The sequence below is a fragment of the Caballeronia sp. A2-2 genome (assembly GCF_057612605.2).
The window spans coordinates 1,065,157-1,090,735 of sequence record NZ_CM172588.1 but is presented as its reverse complement, the minus strand read 5'-3'; the positions used below and the strand labels follow the sequence as shown (position 1 = coordinate 1,090,735).

At 62.7% G+C, this 25,579-nt stretch carries 26 protein-coding genes; 22 read left to right on the top strand and 4 right to left on the bottom strand.

From position 1 onward, the window contains the following. Positions 1-9 precede the first annotated feature (9 nt). Positions 10-438 (bottom strand): nuclear transport factor 2 family protein, encoded by a 429-nt coding sequence (locus ACZCWR_RS21365; RefSeq protein WP_487303621.1) that lies wholly within the window; start codon positions 436-438, stop codon positions 10-12. 167 nt (positions 439-605) lie between these two features. Between ACZCWR_RS21365 and ACZCWR_RS21360 the strand changes: the two genes are divergently transcribed. From ACZCWR_RS21360 to ACZCWR_RS21340, 5 genes are all read left to right on the top strand, one after another. Next, positions 606-1,241, top strand: a complete 636-nt coding sequence (locus ACZCWR_RS21360) for a TetR/AcrR family transcriptional regulator (RefSeq protein WP_487303620.1) — start codon at positions 606-608, stop codon at positions 1,239-1,241. Between the two features lie 77 nt (positions 1,242-1,318). Continuing rightward, the gene (locus tag ACZCWR_RS21355) at positions 1,319-3,196 is read left to right on the top strand and encodes an ABC transporter permease (protein WP_487303619.1); all 1,878 of its coding nucleotides are present in this window, start codon (positions 1,319-1,321) and stop codon (positions 3,194-3,196) included. After that, entirely contained in the window at positions 3,193-3,942 is a 750-nt protein-coding gene (locus ACZCWR_RS21350; protein WP_487303618.1) for an ABC transporter ATP-binding protein, read from the top strand. The genes ACZCWR_RS21355 and ACZCWR_RS21350 overlap by 4 nt, the downstream gene beginning before the upstream one ends. Continuing rightward, the gene (locus tag ACZCWR_RS21345; protein WP_487303617.1) at positions 3,939-4,649 is read left to right on the top strand and encodes an ABC transporter ATP-binding protein; all 711 of its coding nucleotides are present in this window, start codon (positions 3,939-3,941) and stop codon (positions 4,647-4,649) included. The genes ACZCWR_RS21350 and ACZCWR_RS21345 overlap by 4 nt, the downstream gene beginning before the upstream one ends. A gap of 35 nt (positions 4,650-4,684) precedes the next feature. Beyond that, positions 4,685-5,902, top strand: a complete 1,218-nt coding sequence (locus tag ACZCWR_RS21340; RefSeq protein ID WP_487303616.1) for an ABC transporter substrate-binding protein — start codon at positions 4,685-4,687, stop codon at positions 5,900-5,902. A 4-nt stretch (positions 5,903-5,906) separates the two neighbouring features. On the opposite strand, the gene ACZCWR_RS21335 is transcribed toward ACZCWR_RS21340, so the two are convergent. After that, positions 5,907-6,479, bottom strand: a complete 573-nt coding sequence (locus ACZCWR_RS21335) for a DNA-3-methyladenine glycosylase (RefSeq protein WP_487303615.1) — start codon at positions 6,477-6,479, stop codon at positions 5,907-5,909. 48 nt (positions 6,480-6,527) lie between these two features. Here ACZCWR_RS21335 and ACZCWR_RS21330 point away from each other — a divergent pair, with 48 nt between their 5' ends. The 16 genes from ACZCWR_RS21330 to ACZCWR_RS21255 all read left to right on the top strand — a co-directional run bounded on the left by ACZCWR_RS21330 (position 6,528) and on the right by ACZCWR_RS21255 (position 21,495). Further along, the gene (locus ACZCWR_RS21330) at positions 6,528-6,947 is read left to right on the top strand and encodes a low affinity iron permease family protein (protein WP_487303614.1); all 420 of its coding nucleotides are present in this window, start codon (positions 6,528-6,530) and stop codon (positions 6,945-6,947) included. Between the two features lie 468 nt (positions 6,948-7,415). Continuing rightward, positions 7,416-7,592: a Flp family type IVb pilin gene (locus tag ACZCWR_RS21325; protein ID WP_487303613.1), complete on the top strand. Its 177-nt coding sequence runs from the start codon at positions 7,416-7,418 to the stop codon at positions 7,590-7,592. Positions 7,593-7,680: 88 nt separating this feature from the next. Continuing rightward, entirely contained in the window at positions 7,681-8,190 is a 510-nt protein-coding gene (locus ACZCWR_RS21320) for an A24 family peptidase (RefSeq protein WP_487303612.1), read from the top strand. Positions 8,191-8,202: 12 nt separating this feature from the next. Beyond that, positions 8,203-9,186 (top strand): Flp pilus assembly protein CpaB, encoded by a 984-nt coding sequence (gene cpaB, locus ACZCWR_RS21315; protein WP_487303611.1) that lies wholly within the window; start codon positions 8,203-8,205, stop codon positions 9,184-9,186. A 245-nt stretch (positions 9,187-9,431) separates the two neighbouring features. Next, entirely contained in the window at positions 9,432-10,766 is a 1,335-nt protein-coding gene (locus tag ACZCWR_RS21310) for a type II and III secretion system protein family protein (RefSeq protein ID WP_487304766.1), read from the top strand. A gap of 10 nt (positions 10,767-10,776) precedes the next feature. Further along, positions 10,777-11,151 carry a CpaD family pilus assembly lipoprotein gene (locus ACZCWR_RS21305; protein ID WP_487303610.1) on the top strand — a complete coding sequence of 125 codons (375 nt, stop codon included), beginning with the start codon at positions 10,777-10,779 and terminating at the stop codon, positions 11,149-11,151. 52 nt (positions 11,152-11,203) lie between these two features. Then, entirely contained in the window at positions 11,204-12,430 is a 1,227-nt protein-coding gene (locus tag ACZCWR_RS21300; protein ID WP_487303609.1) for a CpaE/TadZ family protein, read from the top strand. Beyond that, positions 12,430-13,845, top strand: a complete 1,416-nt coding sequence (locus tag ACZCWR_RS21295; protein ID WP_487303608.1) for a TadA family conjugal transfer-associated ATPase — start codon at positions 12,430-12,432, stop codon at positions 13,843-13,845. Before ACZCWR_RS21300 ends, ACZCWR_RS21295 begins: the two co-directional genes overlap by 1 nt. Next, the gene (locus ACZCWR_RS21290) at positions 13,842-14,810 is read left to right on the top strand and encodes a type II secretion system F family protein (RefSeq protein WP_487303607.1); all 969 of its coding nucleotides are present in this window, start codon (positions 13,842-13,844) and stop codon (positions 14,808-14,810) included. Before ACZCWR_RS21295 ends, ACZCWR_RS21290 begins: the two co-directional genes overlap by 4 nt. Continuing rightward, the gene (locus ACZCWR_RS21285; protein WP_487303606.1) at positions 14,807-15,766 is read left to right on the top strand and encodes a type II secretion system F family protein; all 960 of its coding nucleotides are present in this window, start codon (positions 14,807-14,809) and stop codon (positions 15,764-15,766) included. The genes ACZCWR_RS21290 and ACZCWR_RS21285 overlap by 4 nt, the downstream gene beginning before the upstream one ends. Further along, on the top strand, positions 15,763-16,683 hold the full coding sequence (locus ACZCWR_RS21280; protein WP_487303605.1) for a tetratricopeptide repeat protein: 921 nt from the start codon (positions 15,763-15,765) through the stop codon (positions 16,681-16,683). Before ACZCWR_RS21285 ends, ACZCWR_RS21280 begins: the two co-directional genes overlap by 4 nt. Then, positions 16,680-17,186: a TadE/TadG family type IV pilus assembly protein gene (locus ACZCWR_RS21275; RefSeq protein WP_487303604.1), complete on the top strand. Its 507-nt coding sequence runs from the start codon at positions 16,680-16,682 to the stop codon at positions 17,184-17,186. The genes ACZCWR_RS21280 and ACZCWR_RS21275 overlap by 4 nt, the downstream gene beginning before the upstream one ends. Further along, a complete protein-coding gene (locus ACZCWR_RS21270; RefSeq protein WP_487303603.1) occupies positions 17,183-17,869 on the top strand; it encodes a TadE/TadG family type IV pilus assembly protein in 687 nt (228 codons plus the stop codon). The genes ACZCWR_RS21275 and ACZCWR_RS21270 overlap by 4 nt, the downstream gene beginning before the upstream one ends. Beyond that, positions 17,866-19,644, top strand: a complete 1,779-nt coding sequence (locus ACZCWR_RS21265; protein WP_487303602.1) for a VWA domain-containing protein — start codon at positions 17,866-17,868, stop codon at positions 19,642-19,644. Before ACZCWR_RS21270 ends, ACZCWR_RS21265 begins: the two co-directional genes overlap by 4 nt. A 70-nt stretch (positions 19,645-19,714) precedes the next feature. After that, positions 19,715-20,218, top strand: a complete 504-nt coding sequence (locus ACZCWR_RS21260) for a DUF6496 domain-containing protein (protein ID WP_487303601.1) — start codon at positions 19,715-19,717, stop codon at positions 20,216-20,218. A 152-nt stretch (positions 20,219-20,370) separates the two neighbouring features. After that, the gene (locus ACZCWR_RS21255; protein WP_487303600.1) at positions 20,371-21,495 is read left to right on the top strand and encodes a succinylglutamate desuccinylase/aspartoacylase family protein; all 1,125 of its coding nucleotides are present in this window, start codon (positions 20,371-20,373) and stop codon (positions 21,493-21,495) included. A 3-nt stretch (positions 21,496-21,498) separates the two neighbouring features. Here ACZCWR_RS21255 and ACZCWR_RS21250 read toward each other — a convergent pair whose 3' ends face one another. Together ACZCWR_RS21250 and ACZCWR_RS21245 are read right to left on the bottom strand one after the other, a co-directional pair. Continuing rightward, positions 21,499-22,185 carry a class I SAM-dependent methyltransferase gene (locus ACZCWR_RS21250; RefSeq protein WP_487303599.1) on the bottom strand — a complete coding sequence of 229 codons (687 nt, stop codon included), beginning with the start codon at positions 22,183-22,185 and terminating at the stop codon, positions 21,499-21,501. Between the two features lie 156 nt (positions 22,186-22,341). Continuing rightward, the gene (locus ACZCWR_RS21245; protein ID WP_487303598.1) at positions 22,342-24,318 is read right to left on the bottom strand and encodes a glycoside hydrolase family 28 protein; all 1,977 of its coding nucleotides are present in this window, start codon (positions 24,316-24,318) and stop codon (positions 22,342-22,344) included. 264 nt (positions 24,319-24,582) lie between these two features. Here ACZCWR_RS21245 and ACZCWR_RS21240 point away from each other — a divergent pair, with 264 nt between their 5' ends. After that, complete coding sequence (locus ACZCWR_RS21240) at positions 24,583-25,479, top strand: alpha/beta fold hydrolase (RefSeq protein ID WP_487303597.1); 897 nt, start codon at positions 24,583-24,585, stop codon at positions 25,477-25,479. The last annotated feature ends 100 nt before the right edge of the window (positions 25,480-25,579 follow it).

Genomic DNA, 25,579 nt, shown 5'->3' with positions numbered 1-25,579 from the left:
GCTCCTGATTCAGGTTGTCGGTGTATCGGGTGTATCCACGGGAAACGGCACGGAACTGTGCGTGTGCGCGATAAGCCACTCGCCGCCGATTACCACGAACACGATCGTGGTGCGCACCATGTCCTGCTGATCGCCGATGGTGACGCGCGTCATGCAGAGCGCGGTGGCCAGTTCGGCGCTGGTCAGGATGGTGGCGTTCAGCACTTCGAGGCCGAGATCGCCGCTCATGCGGTCGAACCATGCCTGCATCTTCGCGCAATGCAAATCGGCGCCCTGATACGACAAAGGCGGCACGATATCGAAGACGATGACATCGTCCGTGTAAAACCGCCTGAGTTCCTGCGCGTTCTTTCGCACGTAGGTGTGGCACCAGTCATTCAACAGCGAATGGATGACCGTTTCATTGCTTGCAACGGGATTCGAACTCGGCTCAGTCATGGTGATCTCCCTGGCGACATGAATCGAAAGAGGAATCTCATGGTGCCAAGTTCGCTCGCGCCAGCGAAAGCATTCGGTGCAACACTGAATTTTGTCGGCCGTTCCGCAAAACTACAGTAGCAAATAAAATGGACAGCGTCCACATTTGCAGCTTCCGAGGAAAAAACATGACAAATGCGAAGCCGCGAAGCACTTACCGGCATGGCGATTTGCAGCGTGCATTGCTCGATGCGGGCATCGCGCTCGCGCGCGAGGGCGGACCGCAAGCGGTTGTTCTTCGCGAGGCGACGCGTCGCGCGGGCGTGGTGCCGAATGCGGCGTACCGGCACTTCGACAGCCGCGAGCAATTGCTGGCGGCGGTACGTTCGGCGGCGCTGTCCGCGGTGGCAGCGGCGATGGAAAAGGAACTTGCCCGACGCCCAAAAAAGCGCCGCCGCGCGGATGCCGCGAAGGACAACTTACGCGCAGTCGGCACGGGTTATTTGCGCTTTGCGCAAGCCGAGACGGGTCTGTTCCGCACTGCCTTCGCCGCGCCTGCCGGAGAGTGGCGCGAGCATGACGCCGACCACGGCAAGGGGCCGAGCGGACTGAATCCGTTCGAACTGCTCAGTCGTGCGCTCGATGAAATGGTTGAAGCGGGCGCGCTCGATGCCGCACGCCGCGCGCAAGCCGAATATCTTGCGTGGAGCGCGGTGCATGGCTTCGCGTTGTTGCTGATCGAAGGGCCGCTGCAAGGGTTGAAGCGTGCGCAGGTGGAGGCGCTGGCGGAGCGTTTGCTGGATATGGTGGAGAAGGGCCTATAACGGAGAGGTTTTTTTTGCGCATGAGAAGCGCAGGCGCATATCGCCGATAATGACGGCTCGCCCGCTCGACATCACTCATGCTCGCCAACCTTCTCGCCCAACTCATCAACGGCCTGGCCGATGCATGCGCGTTCTTTCTCGTCGCCTCGGGTCTGTCGCTCATCTTCGGCGTCACACGCATCGTCAACTTCGCGCATGGTTCGCTGTACATGCTCGGCGTGTATGTCGGCTATAGCCTGACGAGCCGTTTCGGCGGCAGCGTCGCGGGGTTCTGGCTATGCGTGATCGCATCCGCGCTCGTGGTCGGCGTGTTGGGCGCGCTGATCGAATGCGTGGTGTTGAGGCGCATCTACCGCGCGCCGGAACTTTTTCATCTGCTCGCCACCTTCGCGCTCGTCCTGATCCTGCACGATGCCACGCTTTTCCTCTGGGGCCCGGAAGACCTGTTCGGACCGCGCGCGCCCCATCTCGCGGGCGCGATTCACGTGCTCGGCCACGCGTTGCCCGCTTACGATCTCGCGCTGATCGTCATCGGCCCGATGGTGCTGCTCGCGCTCTGGTACGCGCTGACGAAAACGCGCTGGGGCACGCTCGTGCGCGCGGCGAGCATCGACCGTGAAATGCTCGGCGCGCTCGGCGTGAATCAGGCGTGGCTCTTTACCGGCGTGTTCTTCGTCGGCGCCATGCTCGCGGGTCTGGGCGGCGCGTTGCAGGTGCCGCGCATGTCCGCGAATCTCTCGCTCGATCTCGATACCATCGGCAATGCATTCGTGGTCGTCGTGGTCGGCGGCGTGGGTTCGATACCGGGCGCGTTCGTCGCGGCGCTGCTGATCGCGGAGATCAAGGCGCTGTGTATCGGCATCGGCCATGTATCGATATTCGGCGTGGATTTCGCGCTGTCGAAGTTCACGCTCGTCGCCGAATTCGCGGTGATGGCCGTCGTGCTCGTGCTGCGTCCGTGGGGCTTGTTCGGGCGTGCTCAGTCGATCGCACGCACGGCCGCGCCCGCCGACACGCCCCTGCGTCCCGCCACGCGCAACGCAAAGATAAGCACCTGCGCCGTGCTCTTGCTGCTCGCGCTCGCGCCGCTTCTCGCGAACATGTTCCCCTACATGCCCGTGCTGATGGTCGAGATCATGATCGCGGCGATCTTCGCGGCGAGCCTGCATTTCATCATGGGACCGGGCGGCATGCATTCGTTCGGTCACGCGGCGTACTTCGGCCTCGGCGCATATGGCGCGGCGCTGTTCCTGAAAGCCCTGTTCTTGCCGATGGAAGCCGCACTCGTGCTCGCACCGCTCATCGCTGGCATGGGCGCGATCGTCTTCGGCTGGTTCTGCGTGCGGCTCTCGGGCGTGTATCTCGCGATGCTCACGCTGGCCTTCGCGCAGATCGTCTGGTCCGTGGTCTATCAGTGGGATGCCGTCACCGGCGGCAGCAACGGCATACTCGGCTTATGGCCCGCGCCGTGGCTCGCCTCGCCGGTGGCGTTCTATTACCTCACGCTCGTGGCCGCGATCATCGGCGTGTGGCTGTTGCGGCGCATGCTGTTCGCGCCGTTCGGGCTGGCCCTGCGCGCTAGCCGCGATTCACCGTTGCGCGCCGAAGCCATCGGTTTGCATGTGGCGCGCGTGCAATGGGTCGCGTTCGTCGCGGCGGCGCTCGTGTGCGGGCTCGCGGGCGCGCTCTACGCGTTCTCCAAGGGCAATATTTCGCCCGATGCCATCAGCGTCGCGCGTTCCGTCGATGGCCTTGTGATGGTGCTGCTCGGCGGCATCCAGACGCTCGCCGGGCCGCTAGTCGGCGCGGCCGTATTCACGTGGCTCGAAGACACCGTCGCGCGGCAGACCGACTACTGGCAAGCCTTGCTCGGCGCGATCATCCTGTTGCTCGTGATGGCGTTTCCGCAGGGCATCGCGGGCTTCGTGCGCGCGCGTTTCGCGGAGCCGCAATGAGCCTGCTCGTCGTGGATCGTCTGTCGAAATCGTTCGATGGCGTGAAAGCCGTCGATGACGTGTCGTTCGCGCTGGAAGCGGGCGAACTGCTCGCGCTCATCGGTCCGAACGGCGCGGGCAAGTCCACGTGCTTCAACATGATCAACGGGCAACTCGCGCCGACCTCAGGTTCGATCCGCTTCGAAGGACGCGAGATCGCACGCATGCGTCCGCGCGATATCTGGCGGCTCGGCATCGGTCGCACGTTCCAGATTGCCGCCACCTTCAACTCGATGACCGTCCTCGAAAACGTGCAGATGGCGCTGCTTTCGCGCGAACGGCGCGTGTTCGATCTGTTCGGGCGCGTCGGCGCATGGAAGGAGGACGAAGCGCTCGATCTGCTTGCGCTCGTGGGCATGGCGGACCACGCAAAACGCAGTTGCGGCGTGCTCGCATATGGCGATGTGAAGCGCGTTGAACTGGCGATTGCATTGGCGAATCGACCACGACTTTTACTCATGGACGAACCCACCGCAGGCATGGCCCCACAGGAACGCAACGCGCTCATGGCGCTCACCGCGCGGCTCGCGAAGGAACAGTCGATCGGCGTGCTGTTTACCGAGCACAGCATGGACGTGGTGTTCGAATACGCGGACAGGCTCATCGTGCTGGCGCGCGGCAAGCTGATCGCTCAAGGCAACGCCGATGAAATCCGCAACGACGCCCGCGTGCGCGAAGTCTATCTCGGCCGAGGCGTCGCACCGTGACCTCGCTCCTGAACGTGCAAGGACTCGACGCGTACTATGGCCGCGCACAAATCCTCTTCGATGTAAACCTCGACGTCGCGCGCGGCGAAGTGGTCGCGCTCATGGGCCGCAACGGCGCGGGCAAGTCCACGACGATGAAGGCCATCATGGGCCTCATGCAGAACAAGTCCGGCGCGGTATCGTTCATGGGTCAAGACATCAGCGCATGGCCTGCGTATAAGATCGCGCGGGCGGGCTTGGGTTTCGTGCCCGAAGACCGACGCGTGTTCGGCGATCTCACGGTGATGGAAAATCTCGACACCGGCCGGCAGCCGCCGCGCGAGGGCGCGCCGCACTGGACGCCGGAAAAACTGTTCCGCGTCTTCCCGAATCTCGGCGAGATGCGCGGACGGCGCGCATCTCGCATGAGCGGCGGCGAGCAACAGATGCTCACCGTCTCGCGCACGCTGATGGGCAATCCGCTCGCCGTGTTGCTCGACGAGCCATCGGAAGGCGTGGCGCCCGTCATCGTCGATGAGATGGCGGAGATGATTCTGGCGTTGAAGCGGGAAGGCATCGCGATCCTGCTTTCCGAGCAGAATCTGCATTTCGCGGAGCGCGTGAGCGACCGCGTGTATGTGCTGGAGAAAGGGCAGATTCGTCACGCGGACACCATGCGCGCCTTCGCGCAGGATGAAGCCGCGCGGCGCGCATATCTTGGCGTATGAAGTTCATCGGCATCACATCGAAAGGAGAGCGTTCCATGATTCATCGAGCAGGCGCGCGCATGCGCCTGAGCCTGAGTATCGCGGCCGTCAGTGCGGGTCTGAGCGTGAGTTTCACGGCGCGCGCGGACACCATCAAGATCGGCGAGATCAACAGCTATAAAGTGGTGCCCGCGTTCCTCATGCCGTACAAGAACGGCTGGAATCTGGCGCTGGATCAAATTAACGCGGCGGGCGGCATCAATGGGAACAAGCTCGAAGTCGTCTCGCGCGATGACAACGGCAATCCCGGCGACACGGTGCGCGTGGCGCAGGAACTCGTCACGCGCGAGCAAGTGAAACTGCTGTTCGGCGGCTATTTGTCGAACACGGGTTTGGCGCTCGCCGACTACGCGAAGCAGCGGCGCATTTTCTTTCTCGCCGCCGAGCCGCTCACCGACAAGATCGTCTGGCAGGACGGCAACAAGTACACGTACCGGCTGCGGCCATCGACCTATATGCAGGTGGCGATGCTCGTGCCCGAAGCCGCGAAGCTGCACAAGAAACGCTGGGCGCTGGTGTATCCGAACTACGAGTACGGGCAATCGGCGGTGGCCACGTTCAAGCGCTTGCTGAAGGCCGCGCAACCGGATGTGGAGTTCGTCGCGGAGCAGGCCGCGCCGCTCAACAATATCGATGCAGGCGCAGTCACGCAGGCCCTCGCGGATGCCAAACCCGACGCCATCTTCAACGTGCTGTTCAGCGGCGATCTCGGCAAGTTCGTGCGTGAGGGCAACACGCGTGGTCTCTTCAAGGACGTGAAAGTCGTGTCGCTGCTGACGGGCGAGCCGGACTATCTCGACCCGCTCGGGGCGGAAGCGCCGGTTGGCTGGATCGTCACCGGTTATCCGTGGTATGCCATCGATACGCCCGCCAACAAGCAATTCGTCGCGGCGTATGAAGCGAAGTATCACGACTATCCGCGCCTCGGTTCCGTCGTCGGTTACACGGCGATGATGTCGCTCGCCAACGGCCTGAAGAAAGCCAACTCGACCGACTCCGACAAGCTTGCTGCCGCTTTCAAGGGCTTGTCCGTCGATACGCCGTTCGGGCCGATCGTCTATCGCAGGCAGGACAATCAATCGACCATGGGCGCGTATGTCGGCACGACCGCGCTCAAGGACGGCAAGGGCGTGATGACATCGTTCCGTTATATCGATGGCGCAAGCGTGCAGCCATCCGATGACGAAGTGAAGAAGCTGCGTCCCGCCGATTGAAGCATCAACGTTTGGGAAAGGGCTTGCTGACGAACTTCGAACCGGCAAGCCCGAAACGCCACGGCACATCCATCGCCTTGGTGATGCCGATGCGCGGTCCGCTCACGATCTCGAATGCTTCCTCTGGCGCTTCGATATGAAAGGGCGTCTCGAACAGCGACATGCCGTTGTTCCTGTGCGTGATGCCAAGCGCCTGCGCGAGCCGCCCCGGTCCCGAGCACAGCAGCCTGACAGGTTCGAGCCCGCGCCGTTCGCGCATCGTCTCGATGCCGGTCAACGGTTCGATTGCGCGTATCAACACGCCCGCGCCATGACCCGCTTCACGGCACACGAAGTTGAGGCACCAGTGAATGCCATACGAGCGATACACATAAGCATGCGCGGATGGCCCGAACATGACCGCATTGCGCGGCGTGGGTCCGGAGAAAGTATGCGAGGCCGGGTCTTCGCGATCGTAGGCTTCCGTCTCCACGATCCTTCCGCCGATGCCATCCACCGTCACGATCGCGCCGATCAGACGTTGCGCGACTTCTTCGGCGGGTGCATCGAAATCTATCGTCATGGCGTTTGAACTCATGCGCTGTATTCTAGCCAAGGTCGAATCGAATGCTCACGGAGACGCGCGATGAAAAAGTCCTGGTTCCTCAAGTTCTCGAATGCACTCGCTCAGACAGCGGGCCATGCTTCGACCTTCGTCGTCGCCGTGTTGCTGGTGATCGTATGGGCGATATCGGGACCGTTCTTTCACTTCAGCGATACATGGCAGCTCGTCATCAATACATCGACGACCATCGTCACGTTCCTCATGGTGTTCCTGATTCAGAACACACAGAATCGCGATACCGCCGCCATGCAGATCAAACTCGATGAACTCATTCGCGCAGTAGACAAGGCGCATAACGCATTGCTCGATCTCGAAGAACTCGACGAGAAAGATCTCGCGCGTTTTCGCAAGGCTTATGAAAAATTGGCTAGAGATGCACGAGAAGATTTGCGCGATGCAAGCATAGAAGTAACGCTTCCGGATACAGGTTCACGTTCTTGAGCCGTAAACATTCGGGCGATAAAAAAGTCAAGCCAGCCGTTGCATGAAAAACGCGCCTTAAATTTTTTTCAGGCAAACGTGCCGCATTGCCAATTCAATGGCACTATAGATCTCAGTGTGATGCGCGCGAACAACGGACAAAAGCAAAACAGCCGCAAATGCCAACGCAGGGTCTTCCCAAGCCTCAAAAACTAAGATCCGGCAAACGTTTTACGGTCTTTTCCGGGCCTTGAAGGCCTCGTAAAAAAGCCCGGTTTTTTCGAAAAAGCAAGATTCTCCTCTCTCAAGTTTTCCGCTTTTTTGCCGATTGGCGGGCTTTGAAAAGCCATTCTCAACAGCCGAAATGAGGCCATTTCCACCCTCATTCCGCACGATTATTTCTTTCGTTAATCGCTAGGATGTGTCGTACTCGGATCCACTCCCGGGCCGGGGACACAACCAACGTTTCAGCTAAAGGAATAACTCAAAATGACCAAGTTTGTTAAAGCCTTTGCCCGTGATGATCGTGGCGTCAGCGCCATGGAATACGCAATCCTCGCAGGCATCATCGTGGTCGCCCTCACGGCGTCGATGGGCACCTTCAAGACGGCATTCACCGGCTTGTGGACGACCATCACGAACGACGTCAAGGCAGCAGGCAAGTAATAGCGGCACCTCCGGAGACCGGGCGCCTCTCTCGTCCGGATCTCCGCTTCATTCGTTATTCGATTCTTCAATCACCACGCGGCCCATCGTGCAGACCCTGTCCCTCGCCATTCGTCTCGTCGTGCTGTGCGCGCTGTTGTGGCTCGCGCTCAACGACATTCGCGTGCGGCGCTTGCCGACGAACATCGTCCTCGGCATCGGGGCGCTGTTCTTCGTGGACGCGATTTCGCGCGGCATGCCGCTCGACCAGATGCTCGCGCATCTGCTGCTGGCGGCCGGCGTCTTTCTGGGCTGCGCGGTGCTGTTCGCGGCGCGCATGCTCGGCGGCGGCGATGCCAAGCTCGCGGCGGTGATCTTTTTGTGGGTGGGCGTCGGGCTGTCGTTGCCGACGCTCACCTTGATTTCGATGATCGGTCTGTTCGTGTCGCTCATCAGCCTCGCAACACGAAACATGAATCCGGACCAGCGCTCGACTCCCATGCGCGCGCTGGCGTTGTTTTCCGGAGCGCGCGGCGTGCCTTACGGCGTCGCACTGGCCTTTGGCGGCATTGCCGTCATCGTTCTGCCAGCCGTGCTCCCCTTGATTTTGACGCGATAGGACGGCGTCGCTATGTCCAACATCATCAAATTTGCCGTGCTGCTGGTCGGCGCACTCCTCATCGCGCTGATCGTGCGCGTCGTCATTGCGAGTTCGGCCAAACCGAGCGAGGTCAAGATCACCACCGAAAAAGTGTTGGTGAGCGTGGCCGACTTGCCGCAGGGTCTTCTTCTGCGCGATGAAGACCTCGGCTGGAAAGCCGTGCCCGCGTCAGACATACCGCCCAGTTCCATCGTGCAGGGCACGCCCGGCGCGCCCGATCTGAAGGGCGCGCTGTTGCGCCATCCGGTGACGAGCGGCACGGTGCTGGTCGCCGACGATGTGATTCTGCCGAGCGCGCCGGGCTTTCTGGCCGCGACGCTCAAGCCCGAAATGCGCGCCGTGTCGGTCGCGGTGGACGATGTCTCCGGCAACGCCGGGCTGATCCAGCCGGGCGACTACGTGGACTTGCTGCTCACTCAACAGATGGACCGCCGCACCGATTCGCCGGACCTCGCGGTATCGAGCGAAACCGTGGTCGAGCATGTTCGCGTGCTGGCGGTGGGTTCGGAAATCAAGCGTCCCAAGAACAACGGCGTCGCGCCCGAAACGGTGACGCCGGCCCGCACGGTCACGCTGGAAGTTTCGCCGCGCATGGGCGAAGTGGTGGCGGTGGCCGCGCGTCTGGGCAGCCTGTCGCTTGCGCTGCGCAGTTTCGCCACCGTCACGCGCGATCCGGCGGCGTCTGCCGCGGTCGCGACTTCATCGCCGGAACGCGCGCCGATCTGGGCGGGCGATATCTCCCGTGCCGTGCGCGCGCTGCCTCACGCCCGTGGCGAGCAGACGAGTTCGGCGGGTCCGTCCGCGCCGCCGCTGCCGCACACGGTGACCATCTATCGCGGTTCGGAGAAGGCCGACAGTTCGGGCGGTCAGGAAAGCGCTACCGGTGGCACCACCACGGTCGCCGCAAATACTGCCGCCAATGCACCGCCGCTCCCTACAGTACCCGCGCGCTGATGCCGTAAGCACGGGTACAGAGTGAATCGCCAGGAAATCCAGTCATGAAAAAGCAGTCGAGTCCGATTCGTGTCGAAGCAAACGTTACGGCGAAAGCCGTGGCGTGCGCGAGCGCGCTGGCCGCAGCCCTTGCGGCGACGCTGCCCGCGCCGGCTTTCGCCGCCGAGCCGAACGCCGCGCAGCAAGCCTATCTTGCCCAGACGCGCGGCACGAACCGGCAGGCCGCGCCCGCCGCAGCCGCCGACATGCCGGTGACCGCAGCAGACAACCAGAGCCCGCTCGCCATCGATGCAGGCAAGGGCACGCTGCTGCGTCTGAACGAAGAAGCCACCGCCGTGTTCGTCGCCGATCCGACCGTGGCCGACGTGCACGTGCCGTCGCCGAAAGCGGTCTTCGTGCTCGGCAAGAAGTCCGGCACGACGACGCTCTACGCGCTCGGCGCCAACAACAAGCCGGTCCTGCAACGCACGATCGTGGTGTCGCGCGACATGCTGCTCCTGCGCAATACGATTGCCGCGCGCTTTCCCAACCTGAACGTGCAGGTCGCCACGAGCCTCGGTTCGCTGGTGTTGACCGGTCAGGTGCATACGTCGCTCGAAGCCGACGCCGTGGTGCAGGCCGTCACGCCGTTTCTCGCCGACAAGGAAGTGCTGGTCAACCGCATGACGGTGGATCGTCCGCAGCAAGTGCAGTTGCGCGTGCGGATCACGGAAGTGGATCGCAACGTCACGCAGCAGCTCGGCATCAACTGGCAATCGATTGGCAACGCGGCGGGCAACTTCTTCGGCGGCATCTACAGCGGCCGGCCGATCTACAACCTGTCGCAGCCGCTCACCAACGCGGCGGGACAAACCACGTATCCGGTCAGCCTGCCGACCAACAACGCGTACTCGCTGTTCGGCGCGTTCCACACGAACAACACCGACATCCGCGCGATGATCGACGCGCTGAATCAGGAAGGCCTGCTGACCATTCTCGCGGAGCCGAATCTGGTCGCGTTGTCCGGTCAGACGGCGAGCTTCCTCGCGGGCGGCGAATTCCCGATTCCGGTGTCGCAGGTCAACGGCGCGATCAGCGTCGAATTCAAGCAGTTCGGCGTCAAGCTCGATTTCACGCCGACCGTGCTGGACGAACATCGCATCAGCCTGAAGGTGCGCCCGGAAGTGAGCCAGATCGATTCGTCGGTAAGCGTCACGACCGGCGGCATCACGGTGCCGGGTTTGAGCGTGCGCCGCGCCGATACCACGGTGGAACTCGGCAGCGGCCAGAGCTTCGCCATCGGCGGACTTTTGCAAAGCAATACCTCGGACCTCGTTTCGCAAGTGCCGGGTCTGGGTTCGCTGCCGGTGCTGGGCAAGCTGTTCTCGTCCACGAACTATCTGAACAACAAGACCGAGCTGGTCATCATGGTGACGCCGTATCTGGTCGAACCGACCGATCCCGCGAAGCTGCGCTCGCCGCTCGATTCGCTGACTTCGCCCAGTTCGGATGTCGAATACGGCTTCCAGCGCAGGAGCGGCATCGACACGCCGGCCGCCGGCGATCCACGCCTCGTCGGCGCTGCCGGCTATGTCTACTGAGCGCCACGTCATGAAACACGCACGCATTCTCACGCTGTTATTTCTCTGCTTGTTCGCGGCCGCCGCCGCTGGCTGCTTCAAGCCGCCGCGCGACATGCCGAACGAATCGGTCATCGGCTATGACGGCAAGAACGCCACGCCGCCCGATTGCGAAAGCCTGTCGCGCGCCTCGCTCCTGACCGATGCGGGCATCCGCCGCCCGAGCATGCAATGGGGCTGCGCGACCTATACGAATCTCGCCGCCCAACTGGCGCATCCGGAGGACATCGTTCATCCGCAGACCCTGGGGCCCGCCGATGCCGCCGTCGCCGCAAGCGCCGCGCATCGCTATCAGACCGAACACGTGACGCCGCTCGACACATCGACGTCGCGCAGTTCGAAGTGATGCGGGCCACGTTGAGCGAATCAGGACCACGAGCAGGACCACGAGCACGAACATGAGCACGACAGACCTCACTTTCCTGAAGAACAAGAACAAGGCCGCCGCGCGCGCCGCGGACTTCATCGCGTTCGTCTCGGACCGCAAGACCGAGCAGGTCCTCAAGAGCTTCGTGCTCGAACAGGCGATGCCGCACGTCCATATCGCGGTCGGCACAGTGGACGACGCGATTGCCTACATCGAGAAGATCGAGCGCTCGCCGCTGTTCCTGATGATCGACCTGCAAGACTCGGTGATGCCGCTGTCCGACCTCGGACGCCTCGCCGAAGTCTGCGAGCCGTCGGTGCAGGTCGTGGCGCTCGGCGAGCGTAACGATGTCGGCCTGTTCCGCAGCCTGCTCAAGCTCGGCGTGCGTGACTATCTGGTCAAGCCGCTGACGGTCGAACTGCTCAAGCGCACGGTCAGCGTCGCGGACGGCAAGGTCAGCGAAGTCGTGATGTCGCGCGCGGGCAAGACGATTGCCTTCGTCGGCTCGCGCGGCGGTGTCGGCGTGACGACGCTTGCGCTCAACGTGGCGCGTTACCTGTCGGATGAGACGCATCGGCGGGTGGCGTACATCGACCTGAATTTTCATAGCAGCGCGGCGAACGTGATGCTCGGCCTGCAAAGCAACAACGGTCTGTCCGACGTGCTGGAAAACGTGCACCGGCTGGACCCGCAATACGTGGACCGCACGCTCGTGGCCAAGAACAGCCGCCTGTTCATGTTGTCCGCCGAACTCGAATACGGTGCGGTGACTGCGTTCGAGGCGGGTTCGCTCGCGCGCGTGGTGCAACTGCTGTGCGACAGCTTCCACTACGTCATCATCGATATCGCGAATCCGGCGGACCCGCTCGCGGCCGAAGTGTTCGATACCGCCGCGCGCTGCTATATCGTCGCGGACCGCTCGGTGCATTCGACGCGCGAGACGGTCAAGCTGCTGCGTCATATCGAGGATCGCGACAACAACCCGCCGACTTCGCTGCTGCTGAACAACCCCAACGCATCCACGGCGGGCAAGGTGCAGCCGACGGATTTCATCACCGCCATCGGACGTTCGGTGCTGCATGAGATTCCGTTCGAAGCCAAGGCCGTGATGACCGCCGAGAACCTCGGCGAGACGCCCAAGGACAAGGCGCAGAACGGCTTCAATCAGAGCGTGGTCCGCATTGCCGCCGATCTGACGGGTCAGCACACGACGGCCGAGCGTTCCTTCTTCCAGAAAATCAAGCTGAGGAAAAGCTGATGTTCGGGCAAAAACAGAGCGCACGGCCGAGTGTCAGTCCGGCCGATCCGGCCAACGCATCGGGCGTCGCGGTAGCGGAACCCGCACCGGCGCCAGTCGCCGCGCCCGTGCCGCCGCCCGCGCCGCGTTCGCGCGCGCCGGAAGGCAACGAAGTGCTGGTGCGCTCCGATCTGTTCCGCGTGATCCGCACCGGCGTGTTCGGCGCGATGAACGCATCGGCGGCAGTCGGCAAGACGCGCGAGCAGATGAAGCCCGGCGTCGAAGCGCTGGTGCTGGAAATTGCCGAGCGCGAGCGGCTCAACATCACGATCGCGGAGCAAGGGCAGATCGTCGGCGAACTGCTGAACGACATGTTCGGCCTCGGTCCCATCGAACCCTTGCTCGCCGATGAAACCATCACCGACGTGCTGGTGAACGGTCCCGATCAGGTGTACGTGGAACGGCACGGCCGGCTCGAACTCACGCCGTACAAGTTTCGCGACAACGCGCACGTCATCAACGTGGCGCAGCGGATTGCGGCGGGCGTCGGGCGGCGCGTGGACGAAAGCAGCCCGATGGTCGATGCGCGCCTCGCCGACGGCAGCCGGGTCAACGTCGTGCTGCCGCCGCTCGCGATTCACGGCACCTCGATCTCCATTCGTAAATTTTCCAAGCGCAACATCACGCTGCACCGGATGTCGCAGCAGGGCAACATGTCCGCCGAAATGGCGACGGTGCTCAAGCTCGCGAGTACATGCCGGCTGAATATCATCGTGTCGGGCGGTACGGGTTCCGGGAAGACGACGCTGCTCAACGCGCTGTCGCACTTCATCGGGCTGGGCGAACGCACGATCACCATTGAAGATGCGGCCGAACTGCAACTCGTGCAGCCGCACGTGGTGAGTCTGGAAACACGTCCCGAGAATGCCGAAGGGCTCGGCGCGGTGGCGCAGCGCGATCTCGTGCGCAATGCGCTGCGGATGCGCCCGGACCGCATCATCCTCGGTGAAACGCGCGGTCCCGAAGCCTTCGACGTGCTGCAGGCCATGAACACGGGCCACGATGGTTCGATGACCACCATCCACGCGAACACGCCGCGCGACGGCATCACGCGTCTGGAAAGCATGGTCATGATGGCGAACGGCAACCTGCCGCTCATGTCGATCCGCCGTCAGATTGCCAGCGCCGTGCACATGATCGTGCAGATCGAACGGATGCGCGACGGCATGCGGCGCGTGACGCGCATCACCGAACTGGTGGGCATGGAAGGCGACGTCATCATCACGCAGGATCTTTTTACGTTCCGTTATGACGCGAGCGCCTACAGCGAGGAAGTGAAGGGCGTGTATGAGTCGGCCTCGGTGCGGCCGGCGTTTTCCGCGCGCGCGGCGTACTACGGGCTGGAAAGCGCGCTCAACGAGGCCATGCGTTTATGAGCACAGCCGATCTCGTCACCGCGTGTTCTTTCATCGTCGCGCTCGTGCTCGGCATGATGGCGCTCGTCGTGCAGGACATGCGCAATCAGCGGCCCGAGGCGCGCATCAAATCGCGCATGGCCGAGGCGTTTTTCGTCGAAGGCGGGCGCGACAAACGCAAGCTCGACAACGATCTTTTCAAGGTGGCGCGCGAACAGAACACGCTGATGCGCTGGCTCAGCCCGAAGATCGCGCGGCTGCGCACGGTGGCGGGCGCGAACGGCATTCGCATCGTGGTGGCGGCGGGCATTCTCGGTGAGATCGTCGCCATGCTGATGGCGAAATACGCGCCGCTGCCCGCGTTCGTGCCGCCGCTTTTGATGATCGGCCTGCCTGCGTTCCTCGTGATGCGCTCGTACAACTTCCTCGTCGGGCGCTTCCGTCAGCGCTTTCTGGATGGCTTTCCCGATCTGATCGACCTGATCGTGCGCGCCGTGCGTGCGGGCGTGCCGGTCACGCACGTGATCCATTCCGCTTCCACCGAAGTGCAGGAACCGCTGCGCACCGAATTCCGCATCATGGGCGATTCGCTGCAAGTCGGTCTGGACCTCGAAGAAGTGCTGGCGGTCGCGGTGGAACGCATCGGCATCGCGGATTTCTCGTTCTTCTGCGTGTGTCTGCTGTTGCAGCGCGAAACCGGCGGCCAGCTTGGCGAGACGCTCGAAAACCTCTCGGGCATCGTGCGCACGCGCCGCGAAATTCGCCAGAAGACCAAGGCGCTCACCGGCGAAGCGCGCATCACGACGAAGATTCTCGCCTCGATCCCGTTCATCATTCTGGCCAGCACGTATCTGCTGAACCGCGATTATTTGATGGTGCTGTTCGACACGCAGGCCGGCCAGAAAGTGCTGACCTTCGCGGCGATCTCGCTGGTGATCGGCATCTCCGTGGTCAACAAGATGTCCAAACTGGATACGTCGCGATGAGCCAGGAAAATTTCGAAACGCTCGTCAATCTGTCGATGCTGCTCGCGCTCGTGGCGGGCATCGCGATCTGGTATGCGACGAAGTACGGCGGCTTGCGTGGACGCATCGCGGAGCGCGTGCGGGCGGCGGCGCTGTCGAATCGCATCGAAGGCGAAACGGTCGAGGAAGTGACCGACAAGAGTTTCAGCGGCCGCGCGACGGTGCTGCTCGCGCGCGTCGGCGACCGTCTGCCGCTGTTCGACGCGAAGTACCGCATGAAGCTGCAAAAGGAGATGGTGCGCAGCGGCTACCGCAGCAAGAAAGCCGTGTCGATTTTGCTTGCCGTGAAGTTCGTGGTCGGTCTGATCTGCGCGGCCACGATGGTCATGCTCGGCTCGAACATTCCGGTGATCGGCGGTTATCCGGCGGTGCGCGGCGCGATGATGCTCGCGGTCTTCGTGGCGGGCATGATCATCCCCGAATACTTCGTGGCTTTTTTCTCGATGCGCCGCCGCCGCGCGATGGAAAACTGCCTGCCCGATGCGCTCGACCTGCTTGTGATCTGCACGAACGCGGGCAACAGTCTGGGCGTGAGCATTCGCCGCGTCGCCGATGAAATGAAGACCATCTGCCCGCCGCTCGCCGACGAATTTTCGCTGACTGCCGACGAACTGAAACTCTCCGGCGATAGCGCGCGTGCGCTGCACGGACTGGGCGAGCGGATCGATTTGCCGTCCATCCGCGCGCTCATTTCCACGCTCAATCAGTCGATGCGCTACGGCACGCCGATCACGCACGCGCTGCGCACACTGTCGCGCACGGAGCGCCTTGCGCACATGGTCTCGCTCGAAGAAAAAGCGGCCAAGCTCGCCCCGAAGATGGTCGTGCCGATGATGCTGTTCATCCTTCCTGCCGTCATGGTGATCTCGGCCGGACCGTCAATCATTCTGCTCATGGATGCGTTAGCCAAGCAATGAAAGCACTTGAAATCCTTTGCGTGGCGCGTGCCCGCGATCTTCGCCATCTTCGCCATCTTGCTCTGACGACTTGCACGGCTGCGTTCGTGCTTGCCTTGTCCGCCTGCACGACCACCAGCACGACCACGGCCGCGCATCAGGCCACCGAGGCACGGCCGGTCTCGCAGAACTCGTCGCCCAGCGCGATGAGCGAACTGCGCATCGCGGACACAGCGATGGACTCGGGCAACGTGGAACTGGCGACCACGCTGTATCAGCGTATCGTGCAGGCCGATCCGAAATCGGTGCCGGGCCTGACGGGTCTGGGCAGCACGCTCTACGCGGTCGGCGACTACACGCGCGCGGGCGTCTATTACGACAAGGCGAGCGCGCTCGATCCGAACGCGCCCATGCCGCTGATCGGCTCGGCGCGCGTGGCGATTCACCAGCGCCGTTTCGATGACGCCATCGCCACCTATCGCCGCGTGCTCGCCATGCGTCCGAACGATGCGCTGGCTTGCGCCGGGCTCGGCACCGCGCTCGATCTGAAGGGCGATCACGCGGGCGCGCAAGCCGCGCTGCGCGATGCGCTCAAGGCCAATCCCGGCGATCCGATGCTGTCGGTGAATCTGGGCATGTCGCTGATTCTCAGTGGCGACGCGCGTGGCGGCGCGAATGTGCTGCTCGACGTGACGCGTTATCCGGCAGCGCCTTCGCAGGCGCGTCAGGATCTGGCGCTGGCGTACGGACTGCTTGGCAATTCGGAAGCGGCGTCGGAAATCCTGTCGCGCGATCTGCCGAAGGCATCGGTGCAGGACAACCTGCGTTATTACGAGATCCAGCGTGCGCATTACACGCAACCGGCGGCGGCCGTCAGTTCCGGCGCCACGGTCGGCGCGGTGCAGAACGTCCCCGTGCAGTCCGCGAGCCTGCGATGAACCACGCCGCCCCGCGCCCCCGCGACGCGCACCGCGGCGAACGTTTCGCCGCGCGCTTCCTGCGGGACGACAGCGGCGTCTCGGCCATCGAAATGGCCTTCGTGATGATGTGGGCGATCGTCATCGTGTTCGGCACCATCGAACTGGCGTTCGACATGATCGTCGATGCCACGGTGCAGATCGCCGCGCAGCAGGCGTCGCGCGTGGGGCTCACGACTTCCGCGCCGTCCTCGGGCACGCGCGCGGACGCGGCGCGCGCATCGATCATGACCGTGCTCAAACCGTGGACCAACATGGGCGGCACGGTCACGATCAACACGCTCAACTACGGCACTTACAACAACGTGGGGACGAAAACCTCACAGGCGAATCTGGGCAGTTTCGGCGATGTCGTCTCGTACAACATCACGTTGACGATGAAAGGCCTGACGGGCATTCCGGCGATGTTCGGCCAGAGCACCCTGACGTTTCAACGCAATTACATCGTGCAGAACGAAAAATGAAAAGCGTGTCGGGATTTTTTTCGCGGGCGCGGCTTGAGCGCTCGCCAACGCGTTTGCTGCGCCGCTTGTTGCGCTCGCAGCGAGGCGCGGCATCGATCGAATTCGTGATCCTCGCGCCGGTCATGATCATGATCATGCTCGGCTTCACCGAGGTGTACATGTACATTCGGGCGGTCAGTATCGTCGAGCACACGGCGTTCACGCTGGCGGACTCGGTCGGGCAGATGACGAGCGTCATCAACGACCCGAGCACGAGCAACTCCAACAATATCGGCTCCATCTTCAACGCCGCGACGCTGCTTGCCGCGCCTTACGACCTGAAGGCGAACGGCATGGTGTTCGTCACGTCGATCTGCGATAACAACCCGAACCCCTGCCGCGACTTTTCTTCGTCGACGCCGATGGCATCGGGCACGGCGGTTCTCTATTGGCAGTCGAAGGCTCCGTGGACGGGTAGCGTGCTCGCCTCGCAAGGTTCGGCCGAGACGGCGACCAGCCTGCTGCCCGCGACCTGGCCGTTTCGCATGGGGGATTCGGCCATCGTGATCGAGGTCTATCTCTCGTATAACCCGTTCACGATGACGTCGAATTTCTGGCCGACCGCGCCGGGCACGCAGATCATTTCGCGCCGTGTCTATGTTCGTCCGCGTTCGGGCAATCCCTTGTCGCGCGTGCCGTCATGATGCTCGCCACGCTCCTCACGATCAGGACGCTGGCCGCGCGCTGCCCGCGCCTGCCCGCCTTCGCCCGCGACGACGAAGGCGCGATCAGCGTTTTCTTCGCGCTCAGTTCGAGCATGATGATCGGCGCGATGTGCATGTCGATCGGCATGATCCAGTGGGAATTGCTGCAAGCGCGCATGCAGATGGCGCTCGACGTGGCCACGCTCTCGTCCGCCGCCAACGTCAACCATTACGCCACGCCGGCCGTCACCGATCTCGCCGGATGGCAGAAGGACGCGCGCGCCTATTACGACGCCAACATGCCGACCGGTTACGAAGGTCTCGTGATGCCCTCGCAGAACTTCACGGCCTCGCTCTCCGGCGACGCGGTCAACGGTTTCAAGATCTCGCTGTCCGCGACGGGCACCATGCCGATCCTGGCGACGAAGATTCTCGGCAGCGTCAGTTCGACAGGCGGCGGCGGTTCGGAACTGCCGGACAATCAGACCGTCTCGGCGAGCAACACGGCGCTGTACGTTCCGAAGAGCACGCTGGAACTGGTGCTCGTGCTGGACAACACCGGCTCGATGGGGTCGGCTGCCAGCAGCGACACCACGCAAGGCACCAAGATTCAGGGCTTGCGGACGGCGGCGAACGATCTCGTGACGACCATCTTCAACAAGTCGAAGGTCGAGTCGTATATCGGGCTCGTGCCGTTCACGACGGTCGTCAATCTGACAGGATCGCTGTCGGGCGGAAGTAGCTGGATGACGCCGAAATTCACGTACAACCCGACCAATATGTCGATGGCGCCGAACCCGAATATCACGCAATCGGGTTGGCAGGGCTGCGCAGTCGAACCGCGCGATGCCGGCCAGAATCTCTATCCGAAAGCGTATGCACCGAAGGACACGCCGGGCTTCACGCCGTTCTTTTACAACGTGCCTTCGGGCGGCTACAAGATCACGACCACCAGTGCGAGCGACTGCAACAGCACGGTGTCCGTGAACACCGTGATGGGCGTGCCGCTCACGCGCCAGACGAACGGTTCGTCGCTGGCGTGCGGCGCTTCTCAGACGGGCATCTGGAATTCCTGGTTCCAGCCGAACAAGGCCAGCGGCACGACGACGATCTATCAGAACGGCAACACGAACGCGTCCGGCACGAGCAACGGTCCGTGCGGCATCCAGCCGACCGTGTTCCTGACGCAAGATCAGAACGTGCTGACCAACGCCATCAACAACATGCAGGCCAACGGCTCGACCATCATTCCGACCGGGTTGCTGTGGGGCTGGCGGATGTTGTCGTCGGACTGGTCGAACAATGTGTCGAATGGCAACGGCTGGATTTCCGCCGACAGTTCGCTGCCGCGCCCGGAAAGCAATCCCGCGCTGCAACGCGTGGCGATCGTGCTGACCGACGGCGAGAACGCGCCGGGCGCCACCGATGGCCTCATGCCGCTCACGGCGTTCAACGGTTTGTCGGGCGTGGGAGACGGCACGCTGCAGGCGCCGACCGTGACGCGCTCGGACGGCAGTTCGCTCGTCAACGGAAAGATGAGTTCGGTCACGGACATCAACGCGTTCCAGCTTGGCGTGTGCAACGCGATGAAGAACAGCGGGATCATCGTCTACGCCATCACGTTCGGGACCGACGCGACCAGCAGCACGGCGGTCAAGAACATGCAGTCGTGCGCGTCGCCGGGGAACTACTATCACGCGCCGACCAACTCCGATCTCGACAAGATCTTCCAGCAGATTGCGGGCAATCTCGGCATCCTTCGGTTGACGCAGTAGCTTCGATACGAGGCGGGCACGCGTGATGCTCGCCTCGCTCGGGCAAGTCAACTTGACAAGGAGTACCAACATGCCCGAGAAGAAAACCGTGGAGCGCGCCTCGAAGGCGAAGCGCGCCGGAAAGTCTCCCAGCACGCAAGCAGGCGCGTTCGTGAAGGAACAGATCGACCACATTCGCGAAGGCAAGCACGGCGCGAAGTCCGCGAAGCAGGCGATCGCGATCGGTCTGTCCGAGGCGCGGCGCTCGGGCGTGAAGACGAAGGCGCCGAAGAAGGGCACCGTGTCCGAAGCCACCCGCAAGAAGGCCGCGCAGGACACGAAGGCGGCGCATCGCACGACGAGCCGGAGCACGGAATCGAAGGCGAAGCGCTCGGCTGCGTCCACGCGTGCGCTCAAGCGTGAGAGCACGAAGGCGGCATCGCCCAAGGCGCTGTCAAGGCAGACGCATGCGGCCGCCAGCCGGCGTTCGGCGACGGACCGGTCGGCGGCGGCGAAGAAGGGTTGGGCCACGCGCCGGGCGAATGCCGCGAGCCGGAGCAAGAGCGCATCGCGGACGCGGCACGCCGCGCGTTGAGCGTTTCGTTCGGCGGGCGTGATCGTCACGCCCGCGTTTTCTTTCGTCACTATTTCTTCCACCGTCGCGTGATGGCACGCGACGCGTAGACTGCCGAGTTCGCGCGCAAGCATTTTCAATTCCGACCTCCACGGCGAACGAGGATCATCACCATGCAAACACGACGCCATTCGCTCGTGACGACGACACTCGGCACGTCCCGCGAACTCGTCAGCTTTCATTTCGGCCCGCCTGATGCTGTCGAAAAAGTTTTCATCCAGGCCGCGCTGCACGCCGACGAAACCCCGGCCATGCTCACTGCATGGACGCTCAAACAACACCTGCGCGAACTCGAAGCCGAAGGGCGCGTGCGGGGCGAGATCGTGCTCGTGCCGGTGGCGAATCCCATCGGGCTATCGCAACATGTGCTCGGACATTTCATGGGCCGGTTCGAAGCGAACAGCGGCCAGAACTTCAATCGCGGCTTTCCCATGCCGCCTGCCGATGCGTTGATCGAACGCGCGCGCGCTCATTTTTCCGGCGACGATGCGGCGCACAACACACGCATTTTGCGTCGTACGTTGCGCGACATGCTGGGTGAAATGCGCGCGAACAACGAGTTCGAATCGCTGCGGCTCGCGCTGCTCGTGCTCGCCTCGGATGCCGATATCGTGCTCGATCTGCATTGCTCGCTCGAAGCGACGGTGCATCTCTACACCAGTCCCGCAAGCTGGCCTGCAATCGAACCGTTGGCGCGCTATCTCGGCGCGAACGGCTCATTGCTCGCGACCGATTCGGGCGGCCAGTCCTTCGACGAAATTCACGCGCTTCTATGGCACGACCTGCGTGCGCGTCTGGGCGATGCCGTGCCGCTCGCCGCGCCGAATATCGCGGCGACGGTGGAGCATCGCGGGCAGCGTGACGTGGGGTATGACACCGCGCGCGCGGATGCGCAGGCCATCGTCGATTTCCTGATGCTGCGCGGGGTGATCGAAGGCGAGCCGCGCGAGATGCCACCACTTGAGCATCCGGCGACGCCGCTCGCGGGCAGCGAACAATTGATCGCGCCGATGAGCGGGATCGTGGTGTATCGGGCACAGATCGGCGCGCGGTTGACGGCGGGTGATGCCGTGTTCGATATCGTCGATCCGCTCACGGATGAAGTCGTCACCGTCACGACGAAGAACGACGGCGTGTTCTACATGCGGCGCGCGCTCCGCTTCGTGCAGGCCGGCGCACCGATGGGGCGGGTGACGGGGGAGAAGGCGTTCAGGACAGGCGTGTTGATTGGAGCGTGAGCTTCAAACGTCGTGAAGCGTGTGTTGCAACCGCGCGGCCCACGCGGGCACTTCATTCTTGTAAAGGAAGTGCAGTCCGTCATCGAACGACGCGGCTTTCAATCCGCTATACGAAGCAAGCAACGCAAGCGAAGAGGGCGTGAAGAACGACAGATGCCCGTTGCGCGGCATGCAATACCACCACGTTTCGATACCTTGCTGCGGCACGCTTTGCGGCACGAAAAGCGTGCTCAGTAGAATCGCGCCGTGTTCGTCAAGCATGCCGGCAAGCACTTTCACCAGTTCACGCGGATCGACGTGATGTTCGAACACCTCGAACGCGAAGATTACGCGGAACTTTCGGTTCAACGCATCGGCGTTTTGAGCTTGGCCGAAGGGATCGTACGAGCGCACATGCGCAAAGCCGCGCGCGCGAAGTTGTTGTTCGAGAAGCCCCGATCCCGAGCCGAAATCCAGCAGTTCAACGGACGCGAGTTCGGGGAAATGATCGCCGATGATCTGTGCATCTCGCGCCGGACGCGCGCCGAGATATTCCGGGTCTTGCCGCGCGTAATCATCGTTGTAGATGGCTTCGCGAAAGCGCGCGGGCGTCCAGTCATCGAATGCGGGTGTGAAGGTGAAACCGCATTGCCCGCAACGATAGTAGTGAATCGATATGCCGGAATATGGATCGACTTTTCTTCCGGCCATGGAATCAGCGCCGCCGCGTGAAGAATCGACGACGCCGCAAAGCGGGCTGGAACCCGTGCAACATTTGCACGAGGTTTCGGTGGGAACGCGCAGTGACGAATCGAACAAAATCGGATGCCTCAAAAATACGGAGGCCGAATTATAAGGCGTCGGCTCTCACCGCGCATCCGTCACCATCTGATTCACCGCTTGCCCCGCTATCGTCGAATTCACGAGCACGATGTCATGCACGTTGTAAGCGTAGATCGGCCCCGGCGATGTCGCAGTCGCGGGACCCGCCGCGCTCGGCGTGCCGAAATCGCAATTGGTGAGCGTCACGCCGGTGATAGCCGGAATAGCCGGCGTGGGCGCAGGCCCGTTGTAATCGAACGCCACCGGCCCTTGCGCGACGATCGCCTGAAAACACGAAGCCGTCACACCGTTGAGCGTCACATTGCTCGCCTTCAGGTTCGAGATATTAACGTTCTGCACCAGCGCCGGACGCGTGCGAATGGCGTCCTTCGACGGCTGATAATCGCAATCGAACGTGATGATGCCGCCCTGCGACGCCGATGGATTTGCCGCGCTCGCCGTCACCACGCCAAGCGGCACGGTCGCGTTGATCGGACTGCCCGCGAGCAGGCTGCTGCCATAGCCCGCACCCGTCAGACTCACGCCGTTCGGCAGCGTGACGTTATCGACATAGAAGTCCTTCACATAGCCGCCGCGATTCATGTTCGTCTTGATGCGTATCGCGATGTTCAGGGAATTCGTCGCCCAGAACTGGTTGAGCATTTGCAGATTGCGCGCGTAGATTTTCTGCACGCCGCCGCCCATTTCGCTGCCGAGCGTGATGCCGCCGTGACCGCTGTTCATCACGCAGTTCTGAATGACGTGGTTCTGCGCGGGACCGTATTGCGTGTCGAGATCCTTGCCCGATTTGATCGCGATGCAATCGTCGCCGGTGTTGAAGGTGACGTTCTGGCACAGCACCGTGTTGCAGGCGTCGGGATCGAAACCGTCGTTGTTCGGGCCGATGCTGTCCACCGTCACGCCGTCGATCACCACGTTCGTGCAATCGGTCGGATGATGCTGCCAGAACGGCGTGTTGATGGTGCGATAGTTTTGCATAAGCACGTTGGTGCAGCCGATGAATTCCACCATGCACGGCCGCAGATAATGGCCTAAGCCGAACACGCGTTTTTCGATGGCGACACCGGCTTCGGACAGCGCGGGCAGATAGTTCTGGTCCTGCTGCCAGGGGGTGGCGGGGTTGGTCAATTCTGTGTAGAGCGCATCGGAAATGCCGGGCACGGCGGTCCTGAGATCGATATTGTTCGGATTGCTCGATGCCTGCGAAGGTGTAGACGAACTCACGCAGCCATACGCGCCGTTGTTGCCTTTCCATGTCCACCAGCTAGTGGCCGTGTTTCCACTGCCGGCGAACGGCGTCATGGCCTGACCGTTCAGCACGGAGCTGGTGTCTTCACCCGTCAGCGCGATGTTCTTCTGATTGCGTGCATACACTGGCGGCGCGTAGTTGAGGCAATCGTTTGCCTGCCAGCGACTGTAGTAGAGCTTGCCGTTCGCGCCGCAATCCACCGGACCGTCCTTCGCGTAATCCACCGGATTGGGACTGAAGAAGATTTCGCAATTCGCGCTCAGGTGGAAGTTCACATTCGACAGCAGCACGATCGGACCCGCGCAATACCAGTTGCCTGCGGGCACGGTGACCTGACCGCCGCCCAACGCATTGCATGCTGCGATGGCCGCGAGGAATGCGGGGCGCGAATCGAAGGCGCCGGGCGCTTGTGTCTGGTCCGCGCCGGTGGAGAGCGGGGACTTGGTGGCGTCGGTGTACGGGTTCGTCGCGGCGACGACCGCGCAGGGCTTCGCGCCGTAATCGGTGACGAGGAACTGGCGGTTCGGGAACATCGAGGTCGAGACGCCTTTGAGCGCATTGATGATCTGCGTCGCCGAACCGGAGGGGCCCCAGATTGCGTCTTGTGCGGTGGCGGGCGGGGAGTCGTCGTGGCCGCCGCATCCGCTAAGCAGAGAGAGCGCGCCGAGGCCGCCGAAAAGCGGTGCGCTGGCCGATACGCCCGCGAGTTTGACGAAGGTTCTTCGGGATTGTGAGGGTGATCGAAGTTTCATCTTTGTCGCCTGCCGAGAATGTCCGGCGGCTTTATTGTTTAAAAAACGTTTAACTATATGTTTGTAGACGCACATTGAGTGTCGCGCACAAAAAAAGGAAATCGTTTATCTAAGCTGACATTATCGGACCACACTCCCGCGCGTCAAGCAAATGCACCGTTTGCGGCTTCGGGACTTTCCCGTAAGCCGGATCTCAGTCGTCTCAAACGTGCGTTCCCGACTCACTCTAAAATTGTTGCTTAACCCGCACCGAGGAGCGCCGTCATGCTGGAATTCGACCGACACGTCACCACGCAGACTTTGGAGATCGCTTACTCGGATACCGGGCCGGCGGAAGGTCCTGCCGTCCTCTTGCTGCACGGCTGGCCGGATGCCGCACGCGGCTGGAGCAATGTCGCCGCGCGGCTGAACAACGCAGGCTTTCGCACCATCGTGCCGGAATTGCGCGGCGCAGGCGGCACGCGTTTTCTCAGCGCCGACACGCCCCGCGACGGTTCCGCCGTCGCGCTGGTACAAGACGCCATCGATCTCGCGGATGCGCTCAGTCTCGAAACCTTCGATCTCGTCGGTCACGACTGGGGCGCGCGCGCCGCGTACACCGCCGCCGCGCTGTTTCCCGAACGCGTGCGTCGCATGGCGGCGTTTTCTGTCGGCTATCAACCGGCGGGCGCGTTCGATCTGCCGGACTTCGAACAGGCGCGGCGCTACTGGTATCAGTGGTTCATGTCGCTCGATGGTGGCCCGAAAGCGATCGCCGCCGATCCCATCGGCTTCGCGCGCATTCAGTGGGATACGTGGGCACCCGCAGGCTGGTACGACGAAGCCGAATTTGCCGCGAGCGCGCGTGCCTTCGAGAATCCCGAATGGGTGCCGATCACTTTGAACGCCTATCGGCGACGCTGGCGCGATGGCGAAGTCTCGGACCCGGCGTTCGCGGCCCTCACGCAACGGCTCGGAACCGTGACGAAGCTCGATGTCCCCGCGCTCGTCATCCACGGTGGCGCGGATACGTGCACGGACGCATCGCTGACATTGAGTCAGGAGCAGTACTTCACGGCAGGTTATCGGCGCGTGGTGATCGACGGCATCGGACATTTTCCGCAGCGCGAAGCACCGGACGCGGTGGCGGATGCGGTCATCGCGCATCTGTCGGAGAAGTGAGCGGGCGAGAACCTTGCGCCTTCGGTTGCTTCGGCAGGCCGGACACTCGCCTACACTTTTGCGACAAATACTGTATGCGTGTACAGTACCGTCCACAGCG

Excerpts from the sequence above, each read along its gene's own strand:
- ACZCWR_RS21350 (WP_487303618.1), top strand. The coding sequence starts at position 3,193 with ATGAGCCTGCTCGTCGTGGATCGTCTGTCGAAATCGTTCGATGGCGTG.
- ACZCWR_RS21290 (WP_487303607.1), top strand. The coding sequence starts at position 13,842 with ATGAGCACAGCCGATCTCGTCACCGCGTGTTCTTTCATCGTCGCGCTC.
- ACZCWR_RS21335 (WP_487303615.1), bottom strand. The coding sequence starts at position 6,479 with ATGAGTTCAAACGCCATGACGATAGATTTCGATGCACCCGCCGAAGAA.
- ACZCWR_RS21325 (WP_487303613.1), top strand. The coding sequence starts at position 7,416 with ATGACCAAGTTTGTTAAAGCCTTTGCCCGTGATGATCGTGGCGTCAGC.
- ACZCWR_RS21355 (WP_487303619.1), top strand. The coding sequence starts at position 1,319 with ATGCTCGCCAACCTTCTCGCCCAACTCATCAACGGCCTGGCCGATGCA.
- ACZCWR_RS21285 (WP_487303606.1), top strand. The coding sequence starts at position 14,807 with ATGAGCCAGGAAAATTTCGAAACGCTCGTCAATCTGTCGATGCTGCTC.
- ACZCWR_RS21330 (WP_487303614.1), top strand. The coding sequence starts at position 6,528 with ATGAAAAAGTCCTGGTTCCTCAAGTTCTCGAATGCACTCGCTCAGACA.
- ACZCWR_RS21265 (WP_487303602.1), top strand. The coding sequence starts at position 17,866 with ATGATGCTCGCCACGCTCCTCACGATCAGGACGCTGGCCGCGCGCTGC.
- ACZCWR_RS21255 (WP_487303600.1), top strand. The coding sequence starts at position 20,371 with ATGCAAACACGACGCCATTCGCTCGTGACGACGACACTCGGCACGTCC.
- ACZCWR_RS21360 (WP_487303620.1), top strand. The coding sequence starts at position 606 with ATGACAAATGCGAAGCCGCGAAGCACTTACCGGCATGGCGATTTGCAG.
- ACZCWR_RS21270 (WP_487303603.1), top strand. The coding sequence starts at position 17,183 with ATGAAAAGCGTGTCGGGATTTTTTTCGCGGGCGCGGCTTGAGCGCTCG.
- ACZCWR_RS21260 (WP_487303601.1), top strand. The coding sequence starts at position 19,715 with ATGCCCGAGAAGAAAACCGTGGAGCGCGCCTCGAAGGCGAAGCGCGCC.
- ACZCWR_RS21280 (WP_487303605.1), top strand. The coding sequence starts at position 15,763 with ATGAAAGCACTTGAAATCCTTTGCGTGGCGCGTGCCCGCGATCTTCGC.
- ACZCWR_RS21250 (WP_487303599.1), bottom strand. The coding sequence starts at position 22,185 with ATGGCCGGAAGAAAAGTCGATCCATATTCCGGCATATCGATTCACTAC.
- ACZCWR_RS21245 (WP_487303598.1), bottom strand. The coding sequence starts at position 24,318 with ATGAAACTTCGATCACCCTCACAATCCCGAAGAACCTTCGTCAAACTC.
- ACZCWR_RS21365 (WP_487303621.1), bottom strand. The coding sequence starts at position 438 with ATGACTGAGCCGAGTTCGAATCCCGTTGCAAGCAATGAAACGGTCATC.
- ACZCWR_RS21240 (WP_487303597.1), top strand. The coding sequence starts at position 24,583 with ATGCTGGAATTCGACCGACACGTCACCACGCAGACTTTGGAGATCGCT.
- ACZCWR_RS21310 (WP_487304766.1), top strand. The coding sequence starts at position 9,432 with ATGCCGGTGACCGCAGCAGACAACCAGAGCCCGCTCGCCATCGATGCA.
- ACZCWR_RS21300 (WP_487303609.1), top strand. The coding sequence starts at position 11,204 with ATGAGCACGACAGACCTCACTTTCCTGAAGAACAAGAACAAGGCCGCC.
- ACZCWR_RS21295 (WP_487303608.1), top strand. The coding sequence starts at position 12,430 with ATGTTCGGGCAAAAACAGAGCGCACGGCCGAGTGTCAGTCCGGCCGAT.
- cpaB (WP_487303611.1), top strand. The coding sequence starts at position 8,203 with ATGTCCAACATCATCAAATTTGCCGTGCTGCTGGTCGGCGCACTCCTC.
- ACZCWR_RS21305 (WP_487303610.1), top strand. The coding sequence starts at position 10,777 with ATGAAACACGCACGCATTCTCACGCTGTTATTTCTCTGCTTGTTCGCG.
- ACZCWR_RS21340 (WP_487303616.1), top strand. The coding sequence starts at position 4,685 with ATGATTCATCGAGCAGGCGCGCGCATGCGCCTGAGCCTGAGTATCGCG.
- ACZCWR_RS21275 (WP_487303604.1), top strand. The coding sequence starts at position 16,680 with ATGAACCACGCCGCCCCGCGCCCCCGCGACGCGCACCGCGGCGAACGT.